The sequence below is a fragment of the Corallococcus sicarius genome, from assembly GCF_003611735.1.
GTDB lineage: Bacteria > Myxococcota > Myxococcia > Myxococcales > Myxococcaceae > Corallococcus > Corallococcus sicarius.
Genome location: NZ_RAWG01000109.1, coordinates 1 through 16,943, shown reverse-complemented (window position 1 = coordinate 16,943; position 16,943 = coordinate 1). Strand labels below are relative to the sequence as shown.

The window sequence follows — 16,943 nt, the reverse complement described above, 5'->3', positions numbered from 1 at the left end:
CGTCCGCGATGGCCATCGACAAGCTGGGAGCAGTGGGCGGTGCGGGCCCTTCGCCCGCGGTGGAGTCCGGGAGGGAGACGTTCGGCAAGGTGTTGGAGGACATGCGCACGCCCGGCCCGGGGGCGCGCGGCGTGCCGGTGACGACGGAGGGACCGCCGCGTCCGGTGCGGACGCCCGCTGAGGCGACCGCCGGCCCGGCGCGAGCGGAGGGGGTGGAGAAGGCGCGGGCGGGCTGCGCGGAAGTGACACCGGGCGCGCGCGTGGACTCGGTGCAGGCGGCGCGGGGCCAGCAGGTGGTGGAGGTGCTGGACCGGGTGGGCCAGGCGCAGCAGCGGCTGGACCACATCCTGAAGCTCGCCGAGTCCGGCCGGACGTTCAGCCCCACGGAGTTGCTCGCGCTCCAGGCCCACGTCTACCGCGCCAGCCAGGAGCTCGATCTCGCCGGCAAGGTCGTCGAGAAGGCCACCGGCGGCGTCAAGCAGGTCCTCCAGACCCAGGTTTGAGGAGTTCCCCTTCCCATGCGTTCCGCTCCCTTCCGCTGTCTCTTCTTCCTCCTGCTCCTGGGCGCTTCGGCGTGTCGGGAGCGCATCCAGCACGGGCTCGACGAGCGTCAGGCCAACGAGCTGCAGACGGTGCTCGTCGAGCGGGGGCTCGACGCGCGCAAGGTGCCCGAGTCGGGCAAGAAGCCCACCTGGGCCATCGAGGTGACGGACGCGCAGTCCTCGGACGCGGTGCGCATCCTGGCGGAGCTGGGGCTGCCCCGGCTCGCGGCCGAGTCCGGGTGCGACGTGTTCGGAGGCAGCGGCCTCGTGCGCTCCCCGCTGGAGGAGCAGCTCTGCCGCATCCGCGTGATGGAGCGGGAGCTGGAGAAGACGCTCCAGACGGTGGACGGGGTGCTGCTGGCGCGGGTGCACCTGGTGGTGCCGACCCCGCCGAGGCCGGGCCAGACGCCCACGCCGTCGAAGGCCTCGGCCATGCTGCGGACGGCCCCGGGCAGCGCGGCGCGCGTGCGCAAATCCACGGACACGCTGCGGGAGCTCATCGCGGGAGGCGTGGAGGGGCTCGCGCCCGAAGCGGTGTCGCTGCTGGTGGACGAGGTGACGACGCGGGTGGAGGCGCCGTCGCCCCCCGGTGCTCCGGTGCCGTTGCGGCTGCGACTGTTGCTCGCGCTGCTGGGCGTGCTGGTGACGGGCCTGTCCGGTGCGCTCGTCTGGGTCACGCTGCGATGGCGGCACTACCGGGCGTTGGCGGAGAAGCCTCCGGTGGTGGCCGCCCCTGCCGCACTGACGCCCGCGCGACCGGTGGTGACCCCGGGCTCCGCCCGCAAGCTGGCCTGAGCGGGAGATGGGTGCCATGGAAGCTACACGCGTGGGCCGGGCGATGCGGCTGGCCCGGAAGCTCCTACCGGCCCGGAAGGAGGCGCCTCCAGCGACGGTGGTGGACGTCACGCTGCCGGCGTTGTCCCTGTCCCTGGAGCGCATCGCGCTGGTCGTCTGCGTCCTGGCGCGGGAGCGTGCCTCGGAGCTGTTGGAGGGGCTGGTGGACGCGGAAGCGGGGAGGGCGCTGCTCCACCTGGAGCGGTTCGCCGCCATGCCCTCGGCCCAGCGGCAGGCGAAGGTGGCGGTGGAGTTCGGTGAGCGCGCGGACGCCGCGAACCGGCTGAGCGCCTTGCTGGAAGCGGCTCCCGAGGCCCTGCGCCAGGCGGTCTTCCAGCGGCTTCCGCCATACCACCGCAGCCGCTTCCCGCACCTTGAGGCAGAGGTCCCGGTCGCGGAGTCGGCACCGGTCCTGGTCGCCCTGGCGGAGCGGCGCATCCGCGAAGCCACGCGCTGAAGCGGACCGGTTCGGAGAGCGCCATCCCGAACCCGACACGCCGCATCCCGATACCGGACGTCGCCCTCGCGCCAACACCCTGATTCCACGGGCCGGGCCCTGGCCATGTCCGTGCACAGGAGGCGTGTGTCCCCTTGCAGCCTGGAGTCCCGGATGGAAACGAGTCCTGGCAGGTCCACCCCCAGCCCCGCGAAGAAGCCCATGCGCCCGTACCGGTTGGGGATGCGCCGGTTGACGCGAGCCCACCTGCTGTTGGGACAGCGGCCCCAGGTGGCGCGGTGGGGCGCGGAGGTGCTTCGTGAAGTGGGCGCGGCCCTGGCCCGGGACGTGGGCGCTGCCGTCGAGGTGGAGGGCCACCTGGTGGACGCGGCGGTCCAGCCGGAGCGGGAGCTGGCGCTGGGGGTGGTGTTCGCGCTCGTGGAGCTGTCGGCGGTGGGGGGGACGGCCATCGTGGAGCTGGAGGTGCCGCTGGTCTTCGCGGCGCTGGCGCGGCTGGCGGGAACGGGGCTGCGGCCAGGGCCGGTGACGGAGCTGACGCGGCTGGAAGAGTCCACGCTGGTGTACCTGCTGCTGTCGGCCCTGGCCGCGATGCGCGGGCACGGAGCCTGGATGCGGAGGTTGGGGCCCCGGCTGTCCGCGGTGTCGATGCGGCGGAGCGACGTGCTGACGCGGGTGGATGCGCGCCAGCCCTACGTGGCGGTGGCCCTGTCCCTGTCCGTGGAGGGAGTGAAGGCGGGAGGCCGGGTGCTGCTGCCCGCTCGCGCAGTCCAGACCGCCTTCCAGGAGCTGCCCGTGGAGCCAGGCACGGACCTCGCGCCCCAGGTGCTGGCGGCGTCCGTGCCCGCGCGTTGCCTCGTGGGCCGCAGCCCGTTGCAACTCGCCGCGGTGGACGCGCTGTCCGCGGGAGACGTCGTGCTCTTCGAGGGAGTGCGCCTCCGGGACGGTCGCCTCCTGGGCAGGGGCCAGTTGATCGCACGGGGGTTCGTGCTCCGGGGGGAGTTTCTCGCGGACGGTTTTTCGACGGGGAGCGTGCGCTCGCACGCGGCCCGACAGGAGTCGGACATGGTGGTGACGAACAAGCGGAGCGAGGCAATGCCCCCGCTTCCGGTGGACGTGGAGATCGAACTGACGCGGGTGCTGCTGCCCTTGTCGGAGCTGGCGGCGCTGAAGCCGGGCACGTTGCTGCCGTTGCACGTCAACGCGAGCAGCCCCGTGTTGCTGCGCGTGGGCGACCGCGTGGTCGCACGTGCGGAGCTGGTGGAGATCGAGGGCGAGGTGGGCGCCCGCATCCTGGCGTTGTTGCCGTGAGCACGCCGATGAATGCCCTCGTGTCTTCTTTCTCTCCGCGGGGCCGGCTGCTCTGCGCGGTGGCGCTGCTCGTAGGCCTGGCGACGCTCGCGCCCCTGGGTGGCTTGTCGTGGGTCGGCACCTCGCGCCTGCTGGTGGGCGCGATGGCGCTGGCGGGGTTGGGCTGGGTGTTGTCCCGCCAGGGAAGCGGAACCGGGGACGTGAGAGCGCCCCGCGTGGAGCCCCTGAGCATCGTCTCCCGGACGGGGCTTTCGCAGCGCTGTGGCCTCGCGCTCGTGCAGGTGGAGGGACGGCACTACCTGGTGGCGTACGGAGACACCTTCGCGGAGATCCATGAGGCCCGGGAGCCGGAGGTTGCTCCCGTATCGAAGCCCTCGCTGCCAGTGAAGCGTCGGGTGGACCTGGACCTGGAAGCGACAGTGCTCTTCACCCGCGCGCAACGGGCCCGACAGGTGTGCAGCGCTTCGCGCAAGCGGGGTGGGGGATGAGGGCCTTCGGGTGGGGAATTGGAACGCTGTTCATCCCGGCGCTCGCGTCCGCCGCGGAGCAGTCCCTGGCGCAGGCGTCCTACGCAGGAAGCCCCCTGGCGATGATGGGGATGCTCGCGCTGCTGTCCTTGCTGCCGTTCGCGGTGTTGATGCTGACGAGCTTCTCGAAGATCGCCGTGGTGCTCTCGCTGGCCCGCTCTGCGATGGGCACGCAGCAGGCACCGCCGACGGTGGTGCTCACGGGGCTCGCCGTGGTGTTGACGGGGCACATCATGGCCCCGGTGATGGAGCGCATGTACGACGCGGGACAGGCGGCGTACGAGGAGGTGCACTCCGGCGCGCAGCTCCTCTCCGCCGCGAAGCAGGTGACGGAGCCCCTGCGCGGCTTCCTGATGAAGCACGGCAGTCCGGAGGAGCGCGCGCGCTTCGTGGACCTGGCCCGCGAGCTGCGACCTCCAGAGGAATCGGACCAGGTGCAGGAGACGGACCTGTTCGTCGTCATCCCGGCCTTCGTCATCACCGAGCTGCAGGAAGCCTTCCAGATTGGCTTCATCGTCTTCCTTCCCTTCCTGGTGCTCGACATGGTCATCGCGAACGTGCTGCTCGCGCTGGGCATGCAGACGCTGTCGCCGAGTCAGGTGAGCCTGCCGTTCAAGATCCTCCTCTTCGTCGCCGTGGATGGCTGGGCGCTGCTCGCCCGGGGCCTCATCCTCGGCTACCGGTGACGTCATGACCCAGGACGTCCTGCTCAACCTGGGGCGCGAGGCCCTGCTGTTGATGGTGCTCGCCTCGCTGCCACCCATTGGCGCGAGCCTGGTGGTGGGCTTCCTGATGAGCCTCTTCCAGGCCACCACGCAGCTGCAGGAGACCACGCTGTCGGTGGTCCCCAAGCTGTGTGCCGCGGTGCTGTCGTTGGTGCTCGCGGGCCCGTGGATCGCCGGGCAGCTCACGCGCTTCACCCAGCAGCTCCTCACGCTCATCGCGGAGGTGGCGTTGTGAACCCGGAGGCCCTGGGCGAACAGCTCCTCACGCTGGGGCCGCACTTCATCGCGGTGGCGCTGTGCGCGGCGCGCCTCGTGCCCATCGCGTTCCTCTGTCCCTTGCTGGGCGGCCAGGCGGCTCCGACGACGGTCCGTCTGGGACTGGTGCTCGCGCTGTCGCTCTTCCTGCACGTCGAAGCGGGCGTGGAGTTCATCGGGCCCGTGGAGACGCCCCTGGTGATGGTGGCGCTCGTGGTGCGCGAGCTGGCCTACGGCGTCTCGGTGGGGCTCGTGTCCGCGCTGCCCTTCGACGCGGCGAGGATGGGAGGACGCTTCATCGACCTCTTCCGGGGCACGTCCGCGGAGGCGAGCCTGCCGATGGCGGGGAGTCGCGAGTCGGCCACGGGAGATGGGCTGTACCACCTGCTCGTGGCCCGGGTGGTGTCGGGGGCGCTGTTCCCGTTGATCCTCTCGGCCCTGCTGCGCGGCTTCACCGTGGTTCGTCTGGGTGCCTTCGTGCCCACCGAAGCCGCGACCCTGCACGTCGGGGTCCTGGTGGGCAGCGCCATGGCCACGGGGTTGGCGGTGGGCGCACCGGTGGCCGCGGCGACGCTCGCGGTGGACTGCTTCCTGGGCATGGCGTCCCGGGCCGCGGCGCAGGTGAACCTCCAGGAGTTGGGCGTGCCGCTGCGCATCCTCGGGGGCGGCGCGTTGCTGTGGCTGGGCGTGGGGCTGCTATGTGAGCGGCTGCTCGCGGGGGTGGTGTCGGCCGAGGGCGCACTGGCGCTGCTGGGCGAGGTCGCGCGATGAGCGGGGAGAAGACGGAGCAACCCACCGCGAAACGGCAGCGGGAAGCGCGGCGCAAGGGCCAGTTTCCCCGCAGCCGCATGCTGTCCTCCAGCGCGGTGACGCTGGGCGGACTGCTGGGCTTCACGGCATTCGCGCCGGAGGGATTCGCGCGGCTGAGGGATTGGACTGCCCGGTTGATGCTGGAGCAGACCCTCGCGGGCGCGTGGGAGGAGGGCGCATGGGTCGCCGCGAGACTGTGTGGACCGGCGCTCGGTGGAGCGCTCGTGGCCTCCCTGGCGGTGTCGGTGGCCACCGTGGGCTTCGAACTGGATGCGCAGCATGCCGCACCGAAGCTTGAGCGCATCAACCCGGCGGCGGGCTTCAAGCGGCTCTTCAGCGTCCAGCCCCTGGGGGAGATGGGCAAGGCAGTGCTCGTGGCGGCGCTGCTGGCGCTGATGGTCTGGAACGAGGTGGAGACCGTGGGGCCCGATGCCCTGCGAGCCGCATGGCTCGATGGGACGCGCGGGATGGAGTTCCTGGTCGGCCGACTGGCGACGCTGGTGCTGCGGCTGGCGTGGGTGGTGCTGGGCTGCGGCGCCGTGGACTGCGCGCTGGCCCGGCGCAGACACCTGCGCGAGCTGATGATGACGCGCGACGAGGTCCGCCGGGAGCACAAGGAGAGTCAGGGCGACCCGCGACACAAGGGACAGCGGCGCGCTCTGCACCGACAGCTCGCCCAGGGGGGGCCGGCACGTGGGGTGCAGAAGGCCACGGCCGTGATCGTCAACCCCACGCACATCGCGGTCGCGCTCCGGTACGACGCGGGCGAATGCGACGCGCCCTACCTCGTGGCCAAGGGCCGTGAGCAGGACGCGCTCGCGCTCAGGGAAGAGGCGCGCCGTCAGGGCATCCCGGTGCTCCGGGACGTGCCCCTGGCCCGCAGCCTCATCCACTTCGACGTCGGGGAGCCCATCCCCGAGGAGCTGTACCAGGCGGCGGCCGTCGTGCTGCGGACCGCGATGGAGACGCGCGGGGCGGACGACCGTCCACGGAGACAGACGTGATGAATCCACTCATGAAGGTGTTGCTGAAGGCCCGTCAGTCCTCCGACATCGTGCTCGCGGTGGCGATGGCCGCCGTGCTGGGGGCGCTCATCATCCCCCTGCCGGCCTGGCTGCTCGACGTGGGGCTCGCGGTGAACCTGGCCGCGGCAGTCGCGCTGCTGGTGGCGGCGCTGCATGCGAGGGACGCGCTGGGGGTGACGTCGTTCCCCACGCTGCTTCTCTTCACCACGCTGTTCCGGCTGTCGCTCAACGTGTCGTCCACGCGGCTGGCGCTCTCGGAGGGACACGCGGGCGAGGTCATCCAGGCCTTTGGCGAATTCGTGGTGCGGGGCGACTACGTGGTGGGCGGGGTGGTGTTCGCCATCCTCACGCTGGTCCAGTTGCTGGTGGTGACCAAGGGCGCCGAGCGGGTCGCGGAGGTGTCCGCCCGCTTCACGCTGGACGCGATGCCCGGCAAGCAGATGTCCATCGACGCGGACCTGCGCGCGGGCGCCATCGACCAGGGCGCGGCCCGGCGACGGCGGCGCGACCTGGAGCGCGAGTCCCAGATGTTCGGCGCCATGGACGGCGCGATGAAGTTCGTGAAGGGGGACGTCATCGCGGGCCTGGTCATCGTCGCGGTGAACCTGTTGGGAGGCACCCTCATCGGCGTGTTGCAGCAGGGCCTGTCCTTCTCCGAGGCCGCCGCCACGTTCGCGCTCATCGCCATCGGTGACGGGCTCGTGTCCCAGGTCCCCTCGCTGTGCATCGCGGTGGCCGCGGGCCTCGTCGTCACGCGGGTGGCGTCGGAGAAGGAGGAGGACTCGCTGGGGACGGAGATTGGCACCCAGTTCTTCGGGGACCCCCGGACGCTGGGCGTCGTCGCCGGGCTGTGCGTCGCGCTGGCCCTCATGCCGGGCATGCCGCACCTGACCTTCCTCACCCTGGCAGCGGCCCTGGGAGGGCTGGGCTATGCGTTGCGGCGGAAGGCGCGGGAGGCTTCGGAGAAGTCGCAGGCGAAGGATGGGGCTCCCGCGGGCGCCACCATCCCCGTCGGCGCGGCCGGCAAGCCTCCCGAGAGCGCGGCGACCCCGGTGGGCGTGGCGCCGCTCACGCTGGACCTGTCCCCACAGCTGACGGCCCTGGCGGAAGGGGAGGGCGGTGCCTTCGTGCACACGGTGCTGAACGGGGTGCGCGACGAGCTCTTCTTCGAGCTGGGGGTGCGCATCCCTGGCATCCGCGTGCGGACCCAGGCCGCGTACCTGGGGCCGGGCGAGTACCGCCTCCTCCTGGACGAAGTGCCCGCGGGTGGGGGCGTGGTCCAGCCCGGGAGCCTGTATGCGCTCGTCCCGCCCGGCGAACTGGCCTTCCTGGAGGTCCAGGCGGAGGGCTCGGTGGAGCCCGCGACCGGGCGGGCCATCAGCCGCGTCGCGGAGGGCGCCCGCTCCCGGCTGGAGCTGGCCCAGGTGCCGCTGCGCAAGCCCTCGGAGCTCATCGCGGACCACCTGCGTGCCGTGCTCCGCCTGCGCGCCGCCGCGCTGCTGGGGCTCCAGGAGGTGCAGGGGCTGCTGGAGGGACTGGAGGCCCAGGCGCCCGTGCTGGTGAAGGAGGCGCTGCAGAAGGTGCCGCTGCCGCTGCTGGTGGACGTGCTGCGGCGGCTCGTCCAGGAGCAGGTGAGCATCCGGGACCTGCGCTCCATCCTGGAGGCGCTCGTGGCGCCCACCACCGAAGGGGACGCGACCGCCCTGGCCGAGCGCTGCCGGCAGGCCCTGCACCGCTACCTGAGCCACCAGTTCGCGCCCACCGGCCCGCTGTACGCCTACCTCGTGGACCCGGAGGTGGAGGACGTACTGCGCGCCAGCGGCCCCCGGGGGCCCGCACCGGAGCCGGAGCGCGTCGTCGAAATCCTGGAGGGGGTGCGGAGGATCGCCACCGGTGGGGGTGGCCGGGCGGTGCTGCTCACTGCCCCGGACATCCGCAGGCCGCTGCGCAAGCTGTGCGAGGGCCCGTTCCCGGACGTGGCGGTGCTCACCTACGGCGAACTGGATGGAGACCTGCAGATTCGCCCCATCGGCCGGCTGACGCCGGTCGCCGTGGGGCGGTGAGGCTTACAGGGTGCCGGTGCCGCTGCTGCCCTTGAACTCGGAGGGCGGCAGGTCCGTCTGGGCCTGCAGGGGCGCGGGACGGTTGACCCGGTCGCGCAGCTCCTTGCCCGTGCGGAAGAGCAGGCCCCGCTTGGGCTTCACCGGGATGACCTGGCCCGTCTTCGGGTTGCGGCCCTGGTACCCCTGGTAGTTCTTCACGTGGAAGGCGCCGAGCCCGCGAATCTCGATGTTCTCGCCGCGGCAGAGCGCGTCCTTCATCGACTCGAAGATCGTCTCGACGGTTGCTTCAGCCTGCTTCTGGGTCACGCCTCGTTTGGCAACGAGGATGTTGATCAGATCGGACTTGAGCATCGGACGCTCCCGCAAACCCCGTGACCCCTTGGTGACAGGGCTCTCTGGCCCGTGGTCGAGTCCCGAATACATAACAGAACACCTCCTCCTTGCAAGCCGGGTAGGCTCCCAACCCTCTAAAAACGTTACGGATTTCCGCTACCGGCCGCTGCCTTGGGTGCTTCCGGGGCGGGCGGAGCCAGCAGCCCCGGACGCAGCGGCGTCACGAGGTCGATCCAACGGGTGCGGCGCAGCAGGTCGACCCCGGCACAGTCGGCCGCCTGGAACAGCGGTTCGAACTGTTCGAAGCCCGGGGCCTTCGGGCCCGTCCACGTTTCAGGGCCTCCGGAGATCATCACCCCGTGCACCGCGAGCGTGCTGTCCGCGAGCGTGAGCTCGGACGGGTCCCGGGTCGGGCGCAGGCCTCCCCGGCGCGCCCGCTCCAGCAGACGTCCCTCCACCAGCCGGTCCACGACCTCGTGCACGAGCGACTCCGGCACGCGCAGCCGCGTGGCCAGCTCCCGCGGCAGCGGCGGCGTAAGCCCATCCACCCAGCACAGGGTGACGTCCTGCGCGACTCGCGCGGCCACCAGCTCGTGCGCTCGCGGGTGGCTGCCAAAGGCGAAGAGCGAGTGGCGGAAGGAGACGTGCTCCACCGCGTAGGACAGCCGGGCGCCGAACAGCATGATCAACCAGCTCACGTACACCCACGCGAGGAACAGGGGCAGGGCGCCCAGTGACGCGTACAGCGGGTTGTAGAGGAAGCTGCGCACCGCGAACTCGGCGTACACCTGCTTCGCCAGCATCCACCCCATGCCCGCCACCAGCCCGCCCGCCAGCGCCGAGCGCACGCGCACGTGGGCGTACGGCGTCCACAGGTACACCAGCGTCAGGCTGCCAATGGCGATGAGCATGGTGCCCAGCGCGATGAACAGCGGCGCGGATGGCGCGTAGGTCTGCAGGAACACGCGGACCCGGCCGGTGCCCGAGAAGGAGATGGCCAGGAAGAGGGGGCCCAGCAGCAGCAGGCCCGCGTAGATGGACAGGCGCGTCAGCCACGGGCGCTGGCGCCGGATGCCCCACAGCTCATTCACCGCGCCGTCAATGTGGCGCAGGAGCGAGCCCGCCGACAGCAGCACCGCGAGGAAGCCCACGCTGCCCACGGCGATGGAGTTGCCCGGGTGCAGGAACCTGTCGAGCAGGGCGGCGGACTCCTCGCTGACTCCCGGCGCCAGGACCTCCGCGATGACGTAGCGCAGCTTCTTCTGGAACTGCTCCTGGTGGAGCGTGCGCAGCAGCACGAGCCCCACCGTCAGCAGGGGCACCAGCGAGAACATGCTGATGTACGTGAGCGCCGCGGCGCGAAGGCGCAGGTTCTCGCCCATGAAGCCGCGTGCCACCGTGCGCGCCGCGAAGAGGATGTCCGCCGCGAACCGGCCGCCCGATGTGGCGCCCACCGGAGCCCACAGCCGGGCCACCGTCGAACGCGTCCAGGCCCGTCCCCGGGCCACGGACTGCCGCAGGCGCCACGAAAGGCCCTGCTTCACGTGCACGGACTCCTCCAGGCGCGTTCCCGTCCAGGCGAGCGCAGGCCATCAGGGTCCAACGGCGTGCGGAGGCGTGGAAGGGGGCGGGTCATCCCGAAGGCTTCACCTGGACCGACGGGCACTGACGACACCCCCCGGTGTGGAAACACCACCGTAGCCAAACTCCGGCCCGGGGGACCAGCCCACCTGCCCCGGGATGGGGTCTCCATCACCGTGCACGCGGGGCATGTCCGCCTGGTCGGTCGCTGGACAGGAGAGCGGGCTGCCGCGGAAGACAAAAGAGAAGGCCCGGCGGGATGCATCCCACCGGGCCTTCGCTGTCACACGCGGACCGCCTTCATGAGGCGGTGTCGCTCACCGGCTCAGCCTTCGCTGCCCCCGCCGGACGACTCCGAGGAGCCTCCGCCGGACGACTGGGGAGGCGGGCCACCCGAGCCTCCGCCGTTCTGCCCGGAGCCTCCCTGCTGCGAACCGCCCCGTTCACCCCGCTCGGAGCGCTCACCGCCACGGCCTTCACCTCCACGGCCTTCACGCCGGTCGCCCCCGCCGCGCTCGCCACCGCGCTCGGCGCCACCGCGCTCGCCGCTGCCGCGGGCCTCACCGCCGCCACCGCCACCGCCGCCACCACCACCGCGGTCACGGTCGCGGCCTCGCCGGCCCTGGTCCTGGCGCCCGTAGGCGTTCTCCGGGCGGCGCTGCTGCATGGCGAGCTCGCCGTCACCGGAGCCCGGCGACGAGGCCACCTTGTGCTCGGGGCCCGTGGCCGACCGGCCGTAGATGTCGTACTGCTCGCGGTGGTAGTTCTGCTGCGCCTTGACCTGGATGGACTTGTTGTAGCGGTCCATCAGGTGCCGCAGCTCGTTGCGCTCCTCGCCCTGCAGGAGCCGCGCGACCTCCGCGTTGCAGTTGATGACGAGCGTGGAGTCCTTGTAGCCCGGCGCCTCGCGGCGGATCTCCCGGAAGATCTCGTACGCCACCGTGGTGGCCGTCTTCACGAAGCCCTTGCCGTCGCAGTACGGGCAGTCCTCGTGCAGCACGCGGCCAATGGACTCGCGCACGCGCTTGCGCGTCATCTCCACCAGGCCCAGCTCGGAGATGCGCAGCACGTTCGTCTTGGCCTTGTCGCGGCCCAGCGCTTCCTGCAGCGACTTGAAGACCTTGTCGCGGTTCTGCGCCTTCTCCATGTCGATGAAGTCGCAGATGATGATGCCGCCGATGTTGCGCAGCCGGAGCTGGTAGACGATCTCCTTGGCCGCCTCGACGTTGATCTTGGTGATGGTCTCCTCGAGGCTCTTCTTGCCGACGTAGCGGCCCGAGTTGACGTCGATGGCGGTGAGCGCCTCGGCCTGGTCGATGATGAGGTAGCCGCCGCTCTTCAGCCACACCTTGCGCTGGGTGGCGCGCTGCAGCTCCTGCTCGATGCCGTACGCGTCGAAGACGGGCTCGTCCGTCTCGTGCAGCACCACGCGGTCGCGCAGCGCCGGGTCCTGCGCGGTGACGAAGCCCTGGATGCGCTCGTACTCCTCCGCGTCGTCGACGACGAGCTTCTCCACGTCGTGGGCGAACAGGTCGCGCGTGGCGCGCAGGATGAGGTCCAGGTCGGGGTGCAGGAGGCCCGGTCCGCCGCGCTTCTCGTTGCGGCGCACCACCTGGTTCCACACCTCGATGAGGAACCGGATGTCGCTCTCCAGCTTCTCCTGGGGAACGTTCTCCGCCACCGTGCGCACGATGAAGCCCGTGCCGGGCGGCCGCAGCCGGTCCACGATGTCACGCAGCCGCCGGCGCTCCTTCTCGTTGGAGATGCGGCGGCTGATGCCCACGTGGTCCACCGTGGGCATGAACACCAGGTGACGGCCCGGGATGGAGATGTGCGAGGTGAGCCGCGCACCCTTGGTGCCGATGGGGTCCTTGGAGATCTGGACCACCACCTCCTGGCCGACCTTCAGCAGGTCTTCAATCTTGTCCGTCTTGCGCTGCTTGGGCTTCTCCTTGTCGTCGTCGCGCTTCTCGCGGCGGGGAGGGCCCTCCTGGCGGCGCTTGTCCTTCTCCTTCTCCTTCTCGCGGCCATCCCGGGCGCGCGGCTCGCGGGCCTCCCGGGCCTCGCGCGGCGTGCGGCGCTCGCCGGAGACCTCACCCGGACGGGCGGGCTCGGTGGCGGGGGGAGGGATGAGGTCGCCCAGGACGGCCGCGTGCGGCGGCGGCTCCGAGGCCCCGGTGAGGCCCGCGTCGCCCTGCGTCCCGCTGCCCTCGGCGAGCGTGGCGACGGTGACGGTCTCCGCGTGCGTCTCCTGCACCGCCATCACGGGGACCGCGTCCACGGGCTGCCCCACGTCCGACAGCGGCACCGCCACGGCGGCGGTGGACACGGAGAGCTGCGACTCCTCGACGACGGCCACGCCCTGGGAAGCCTCGGCCTCCACCGGCGCAGGGACCTGCTCCTGCTCCTGCTCCTGCTCGGAGACGGGCTCGCTCACGGCCGGAGCCGCGGGGGGCTCCAGCGCCGGCTCCTGGTTGCCCTGGGCCTGGACGTCCAGCGCCAGCGCGGTGTCGTGCGCCAGCACCGGCTCCACGCCGACCGCGGCGACCTCCGGACCCGCGGGGAGGGCGGGCGCGTTCGGGACCGTGGCCGCGGCGGCCTCGAGGGTGTCCGCCTCGGATTCGGTGGGGACCTCCGGGGCGTCCTCGTGCTCGCCCTCGGTCAGCTCGAACTGGGCGCGTGCGAAGTCGGGGTCGTAGACGACGTCGCTGACATACAGGAAGGCGGCCTTCTCCAACCCGATGTCGACAAAAGCCGCCTGCATGCCCGGGAGCACCCGGACGACACGGCCCTTGTAGATGTTTCCGACGACGCCCTTGTCCTTCTTACGCTCGAGGTAGAACTCCGCGATATGGCCGCCCTCGACGAGCGCCACCCGGGTCTCCCGACCCGCGGCATTGATGACGAGCACACTGCTCATGGATGAATCCTGGAAGCGCGCGCGGTAGGGAGGTCCTCACCGGACGGGGGGCGGCCAGAAGCCACACCTCCGAGCACGCTGCGAGGGGAGAGGCGGCTTGCGGCCCACCGGCGTGTGGACGCCTTCCGGAAGACCCGGAGGGAGTACGCATCGCCTGGGTGAGGGCCGAGGACATCACCGCCTGCTCCTCCGAGTTCATGTCGCCCCGCATTGCGACCGGCACCGTGCCGGGCGGGGCTGCTTCTCTTCAAGCGCTCGAGGCCTCCACCACGCCCGTGCCGTCCGCCCCCTCTTCCACACCCGGTCGGTGCCCGTTCGTGGGCCACCTTGGGGGGGCGTCTGGGGGCCCCGGAGCAGCAGGGACGTCCGGAGGAAACCGGAAGCGCAACCCGTCGAAATTCATGCCTGGGCCTGATGTCCCGCCAACGCGGGGCGTCACACAACTGCCCAGAAACACGGAGAGTTTTTCACGCCCCTCCAGGTGTGTAAAGGCAAGAAGCGCCCGTTCATCCACTGTCGGGCAGATGGCGCCACCCCCCGCCGCCAGGACGGTGGGAGGGTGTCCAGGCCGTTTCCAGGCCGTTTCCAAGCCCTCAGGCCTGGGCGGGGGCCTGTTTGCGGCCCTCGGGCTTGTCCAGCCGCCCGCGCGGACGGCGCACCAGCCGCAGGGCCGTCCAGGCCTCGTCGATGACGCAGATCTTGTTGTCCACGAGCCCGATGTCGAGCGCCGCCTGGCGCACGAAGTCCTCGGACAGGACCGTCTTCACGCCCTCGCCCGTGGGCCAGCAGACCCAGATGCCGCCCGTGAGGGTGGTGGCGCGCGACAGCGCGGGCAGCCGCTGCACCAGCTCCGTGGCGTCGGTGGTGAAGAAGAGGATGACGTCCAGCCCCGTCTGGGCGGTGACGAGGAACTCCACCCCGTCCGGCAGCGGGTTGAGCTTCTGCACGAAGCCCCGCGGGGGGTTGATGACGGAGACCTTGGTGCCGGAGCGGATGCCCAGCATGGCGGCCAGGGAGGACAGCGCGTAGGGCGTCATGATGTGCGCTCCACGGTGAAGGTGCGGAATTCGCCCGTGGGCTCGCCGTCCGTGCGCGCCACGTCCGTGACGCGCGCCGTGCGGGGGCCCTCGTGGCACCAGCGGATGAATGCTTCCAGCGCGGCGGGTTCGCCTTCCACCGTGGCCTCCACGGAGCCGTCGCTCCGGTTGCGCACCCAGCCCCGCAGGTCCAGGCGCAGGGCCTCGGCGCGGGAGCTCTCCCGGAAGGAGACTCCCTGGACCGTGCCCTGGATGCGCAGGGTCGCCCGGCGCTGGGTGCTCATGCCTCTGGCCTCATGCTCTGGCGGTCCCTTCTAGCATCTGCAGGAACGCCTGCTCATCCAGGATTCTTACCCCGAGTTCCTGCGCCTTCTTCAGCTTGCTGCCCGCGTCGTCTCCCGCCACCACGAAATCGGTCTTGCGCGAGACACTTCCGGCCACCTTGCCTCCCCGCCGTTCGATTTCCTCCTTGGCCTGCTCCCGCGCCAGCCCCGCCATCGTGCCGGTGAGCACCACCGTCTTGCCCACGAAGGGGCCGCCCGTGGCGACCTCCGGCGGCGCCGGCGTCACGCCCGCGTCCAGCAGGGCCTGGATGGTGGCCTGGTTCTGCGGCTCCTGGAAGAAGGTATGGATGACCTGCGCCATCACCGGGCCCACGTCCTTCACCCGGCTGATGTCCTCCAGGCTCGCGGTGAAGAGCGCCTTCACGTTCGGGAAGGCCTCCGCCAGCGCGCGCGCCGTGGAGTCGCCCACGTGGCGGATGCCCAGGGAGTACAGGAAGCGGCGCTGGGTGGTGTGCCTGGACGCCGCGATGGACGCCAGGATGTTCTCCGCGCTCTTCTCCCCCATGCGCTCCAGCTTCATCAGGGACTCCTTGGTGAGCGCGAAGATGTCCGAGAACGTCTTCACCTGACCGGAGGCGACGAGCTGCGTGGCCAGCTTGTCCCCCAGCCCCTCGATGTCCAGCGCGAGCCGGCTGGCGAAGTGGCGCACCTTCTCCACCAGCTGCGCGGGGCAGGAGGCGCCCGTGCAGCGGATGATGGCGCCGTCCTCGTCCTTCGCCGCCAGCGCGCCGCACACCGGGCAGTGCGTGGGGAAGGTGAAGGGCTGGGAGTCCTCCGGGCGCTTGGAGAGCACCACGGAGACGATCTCCGGAATCACGTCGCCCGCGCGGCGCACGAAGACGGTGTCACCCCGGCGCACGTCCTTGCGGCGCAGCTCGTCCTCGTTGTGCAGCGTGGCGCGCGACACCGTCACGCCGCCCACCTTCACCGGCTTCAGGTGCGCCACCGGCGTGAGCGCGCCCGTGCGGCCCACCTGGATGCCAATGTCCTGCACCTGCGTGGACTCCTCCTCCGGCGGGAACTTGTAGGCCACCGCCCAGCGCGGGCTCTTGGACACCTGGCCCAGGCGGCGACGCAGGTCCTCGTCGTCCACCTTCACCACCATGCCGTCCACCTCGAAGGGCAGGGCGTGGCGGCCCTTGAGCGACTCCTCGTAGCGCTGGCGGATGCCGTCGGCGCCGGCCGCGTGCTGGTAGTGGTTGACGGGCAGCCCCAGCGTCTTGAGGTACTCCAGCTTGTCCGTATGGGTCTTGAACGGGGGCAGGCCCTCGCTGGGGCCGCACTCGTACAGGTACACGGAGAGGGGCCGCGCGGCGGTCTCCTTGGGATCCAACTGGCGCAGGCTGCCCGCGGCGGCGTTGCGCGGGTTGGCGAAGAGCGACTCGCCCGCCTCCTCGCGCTTCTCGTTGAGCTTGCGGAAGTCCTCCTTGCGGATGAAGACCTCGCCCCGCACCTCCAACCGCTTCGGCACCTTCACGCCGTCCTGGGGGAACAGCTCCAGGGGCAGGCTCTTGATGGTGCGCAGGTTGGACGTGACGTCCTCGCCGGTGGTGCCGTCACCCCGGGTGGCGCCCAGGACGAAGCGGCCGTCCTCGTACCGCAACGCGATGGCCAGGCCGTCCAGCTTGGGCTCGCATACGTAGCCCACCTGCGACAGGCCCGTGAGCTTGCGGATGCGGTCGTCGAACTCGGTCAGCCCCTCGTCGTCGAAGATGTTCGCGAGCGACAGCATCTGCGCGCTGTGCACCACCTGGCCGAAGTCCTCCACCGCCGCGCCGCCCACGCGCTGGGTGGGCGAGTCCGGCGTGGCGAGCTGGGGGTACTTCTCCTCCAGCCCCTGCAGCTCGCGCATCAGCGTGTCGTACTGCGCGTCGCTGATCTCCGGCGAGTCGAGCACGTAGTAGCGGTGGTTGTGGTGGGCGAGCTCCTGACGGAGCGCTCGCGCGCGGGCTTCGGCTTTCGGGAAGGTGTCCACGGGGCGTTGTCCTTACCCCAATTCGGCAGCGCGGCCAGGATGCGCACGCCCCTCGTTGGAGGAGGACCACTCTAGTCGGGCCACCTGACAGGGCTGCTCCCCGAGCAGCCCCAACGTCCCGGCCTCCTTCGCACCTTTCCAACCTGATACGTAGGACTCCAGGGCCAGCGCCCGCTCCCCTGGACGGCGCCGCGACAGGCCCCACCC

16 protein-coding genes are annotated in these 16,943 nt (G+C 71.2%); 10 read left to right on the top strand and 6 right to left on the bottom strand.

Annotation, left to right across the window (positions count from 1 at the left end):
* Positions 1–8 precede the first annotated feature (8 nt).
* The 10 genes from D7X12_RS18500 to D7X12_RS18455 all read left to right on the top strand — a co-directional run bounded on the left by D7X12_RS18500 (position 9) and on the right by D7X12_RS18455 (position 8,546).
* Complete coding sequence (locus tag D7X12_RS18500) at positions 9–503, top strand: ATP-dependent helicase HrpB (protein ID WP_120626594.1); 495 nt, start codon at positions 9–11, stop codon at positions 501–503.
* 15 nt (positions 504–518) lie between these two features.
* A complete protein-coding gene (locus D7X12_RS18495; protein ID WP_120626593.1) occupies positions 519–1,337 on the top strand; it encodes a flagellar M-ring protein FliF in 819 nt (272 codons plus the stop codon).
* Between the two features lie 16 nt (positions 1,338–1,353).
* Positions 1,354–1,833, top strand: coding sequence for a hypothetical protein (locus D7X12_RS18490; RefSeq protein ID WP_120626592.1), 480 nt, complete (start codon positions 1,354–1,356; stop codon positions 1,831–1,833).
* A gap of 153 nt (positions 1,834–1,986) precedes the next feature.
* A complete protein-coding gene (gene sctQ / locus D7X12_RS18485) occupies positions 1,987–3,141 on the top strand; it encodes a type III secretion system cytoplasmic ring protein SctQ (protein WP_244224626.1) in 1,155 nt (384 codons plus the stop codon).
* A gap of 20 nt (positions 3,142–3,161) precedes the next feature.
* Positions 3,162–3,629 (top strand): flagellar biosynthetic protein FliO, encoded by a 468-nt coding sequence (locus D7X12_RS18480; protein WP_244224625.1) that lies wholly within the window; start codon positions 3,162–3,164, stop codon positions 3,627–3,629.
* Positions 3,626–4,354, top strand: coding sequence for a type III secretion system export apparatus subunit SctR (sctR, locus tag D7X12_RS18475; RefSeq protein ID WP_120626589.1), 729 nt, complete (start codon positions 3,626–3,628; stop codon positions 4,352–4,354). The genes D7X12_RS18480 and sctR overlap by 4 nt, the downstream gene beginning before the upstream one ends.
* Positions 4,355–4,358: 4 nt before the next feature.
* On the top strand, positions 4,359–4,628 hold the full coding sequence (locus D7X12_RS18470; protein WP_120626588.1) for a flagellar biosynthetic protein FliQ: 270 nt from the start codon (positions 4,359–4,361) through the stop codon (positions 4,626–4,628).
* Positions 4,625–5,419, top strand: a complete 795-nt coding sequence (locus D7X12_RS18465) for an EscT/YscT/HrcT family type III secretion system export apparatus protein (RefSeq protein WP_120626587.1) — start codon at positions 4,625–4,627, stop codon at positions 5,417–5,419. The genes D7X12_RS18470 and D7X12_RS18465 overlap by 4 nt, the downstream gene beginning before the upstream one ends.
* Entirely contained in the window at positions 5,416–6,462 is a 1,047-nt protein-coding gene (locus D7X12_RS18460; protein ID WP_120626586.1) for an EscU/YscU/HrcU family type III secretion system export apparatus switch protein, read from the top strand. Before D7X12_RS18465 ends, D7X12_RS18460 begins: the two co-directional genes overlap by 4 nt.
* Positions 6,462–8,546 carry a flagellar biosynthesis protein FlhA gene (locus D7X12_RS18455; protein WP_120626585.1) on the top strand — a complete coding sequence of 695 codons (2,085 nt, stop codon included), beginning with the start codon at positions 6,462–6,464 and terminating at the stop codon, positions 8,544–8,546. The genes D7X12_RS18460 and D7X12_RS18455 overlap by 1 nt, the downstream gene beginning before the upstream one ends.
* A gap of 3 nt (positions 8,547–8,549) precedes the next feature.
* Here the strand turns inward: D7X12_RS18455 and D7X12_RS18450 are convergent, their stop codons facing one another.
* The 6 genes from D7X12_RS18450 to ligA form a co-directional block, all read right to left on the bottom strand.
* On the bottom strand, positions 8,550–8,897 hold the full coding sequence (locus D7X12_RS18450; RefSeq protein WP_120626584.1) for an HU family DNA-binding protein: 348 nt from the start codon (positions 8,895–8,897) through the stop codon (positions 8,550–8,552).
* A gap of 125 nt (positions 8,898–9,022) precedes the next feature.
* The gene (locus tag D7X12_RS18445) at positions 9,023–10,399 is read right to left on the bottom strand and encodes a YihY/virulence factor BrkB family protein (RefSeq protein ID WP_120626604.1); all 1,377 of its coding nucleotides are present in this window, start codon (positions 10,397–10,399) and stop codon (positions 9,023–9,025) included.
* A 386-nt stretch (positions 10,400–10,785) separates the two neighbouring features.
* Positions 10,786–13,380, bottom strand: coding sequence for an Rne/Rng family ribonuclease (locus D7X12_RS18440; RefSeq protein WP_120626583.1), 2,595 nt, complete (start codon positions 13,378–13,380; stop codon positions 10,786–10,788).
* Between the two features lie 593 nt (positions 13,381–13,973).
* Positions 13,974–14,417, bottom strand: coding sequence for a DUF3052 family protein (locus tag D7X12_RS18435; RefSeq protein ID WP_120611148.1), 444 nt, complete (start codon positions 14,415–14,417; stop codon positions 13,974–13,976).
* Positions 14,414–14,701, bottom strand: a complete 288-nt coding sequence (locus D7X12_RS18430) for an acylphosphatase (RefSeq protein WP_120626582.1) — start codon at positions 14,699–14,701, stop codon at positions 14,414–14,416. Before D7X12_RS18430 ends, D7X12_RS18435 begins: the two co-directional genes overlap by 4 nt.
* A 10-nt stretch (positions 14,702–14,711) precedes the next feature.
* A complete protein-coding gene (gene ligA / locus D7X12_RS18425; protein WP_120626581.1) occupies positions 14,712–16,736 on the bottom strand; it encodes an NAD-dependent DNA ligase LigA in 2,025 nt (674 codons plus the stop codon).
* Positions 16,737–16,943: the final 207 nt, after the last annotated feature.

Bases quoted from the DNA above. Each gene is read 5' to 3' on its own strand.
- D7X12_RS18500 (WP_120626594.1), top strand. From the start codon at position 9: ATGGCCATCGACAAGCTGGGAGCAGTGGGCGGTGCGGGCCCTTCGCCC.
- D7X12_RS18495 (WP_120626593.1), top strand. From the start codon at position 519: ATGCGTTCCGCTCCCTTCCGCTGTCTCTTCTTCCTCCTGCTCCTGGGC.
- D7X12_RS18490 (WP_120626592.1), top strand. From the start codon at position 1,354: ATGGAAGCTACACGCGTGGGCCGGGCGATGCGGCTGGCCCGGAAGCTC.
- sctQ (WP_244224626.1), top strand. From the start codon at position 1,987: ATGGAAACGAGTCCTGGCAGGTCCACCCCCAGCCCCGCGAAGAAGCCC.
- sctR (WP_120626589.1), top strand. From the start codon at position 3,626: ATGAGGGCCTTCGGGTGGGGAATTGGAACGCTGTTCATCCCGGCGCTC.
- D7X12_RS18470 (WP_120626588.1), top strand. From the start codon at position 4,359: ATGACCCAGGACGTCCTGCTCAACCTGGGGCGCGAGGCCCTGCTGTTG.
- D7X12_RS18460 (WP_120626586.1), top strand. From the start codon at position 5,416: ATGAGCGGGGAGAAGACGGAGCAACCCACCGCGAAACGGCAGCGGGAA.
- D7X12_RS18455 (WP_120626585.1), top strand. From the start codon at position 6,462: ATGAATCCACTCATGAAGGTGTTGCTGAAGGCCCGTCAGTCCTCCGAC.
- D7X12_RS18450 (WP_120626584.1), bottom strand. From the start codon at position 8,897: ATGCTCAAGTCCGATCTGATCAACATCCTCGTTGCCAAACGAGGCGTG.
- D7X12_RS18440 (WP_120626583.1), bottom strand. From the start codon at position 13,380: ATGAGCAGTGTGCTCGTCATCAATGCCGCGGGTCGGGAGACCCGGGTG.
- D7X12_RS18435 (WP_120611148.1), bottom strand. From the start codon at position 14,417: ATGACGCCCTACGCGCTGTCCTCCCTGGCCGCCATGCTGGGCATCCGC.
- D7X12_RS18430 (WP_120626582.1), bottom strand. From the start codon at position 14,701: ATGAGCACCCAGCGCCGGGCGACCCTGCGCATCCAGGGCACGGTCCAG.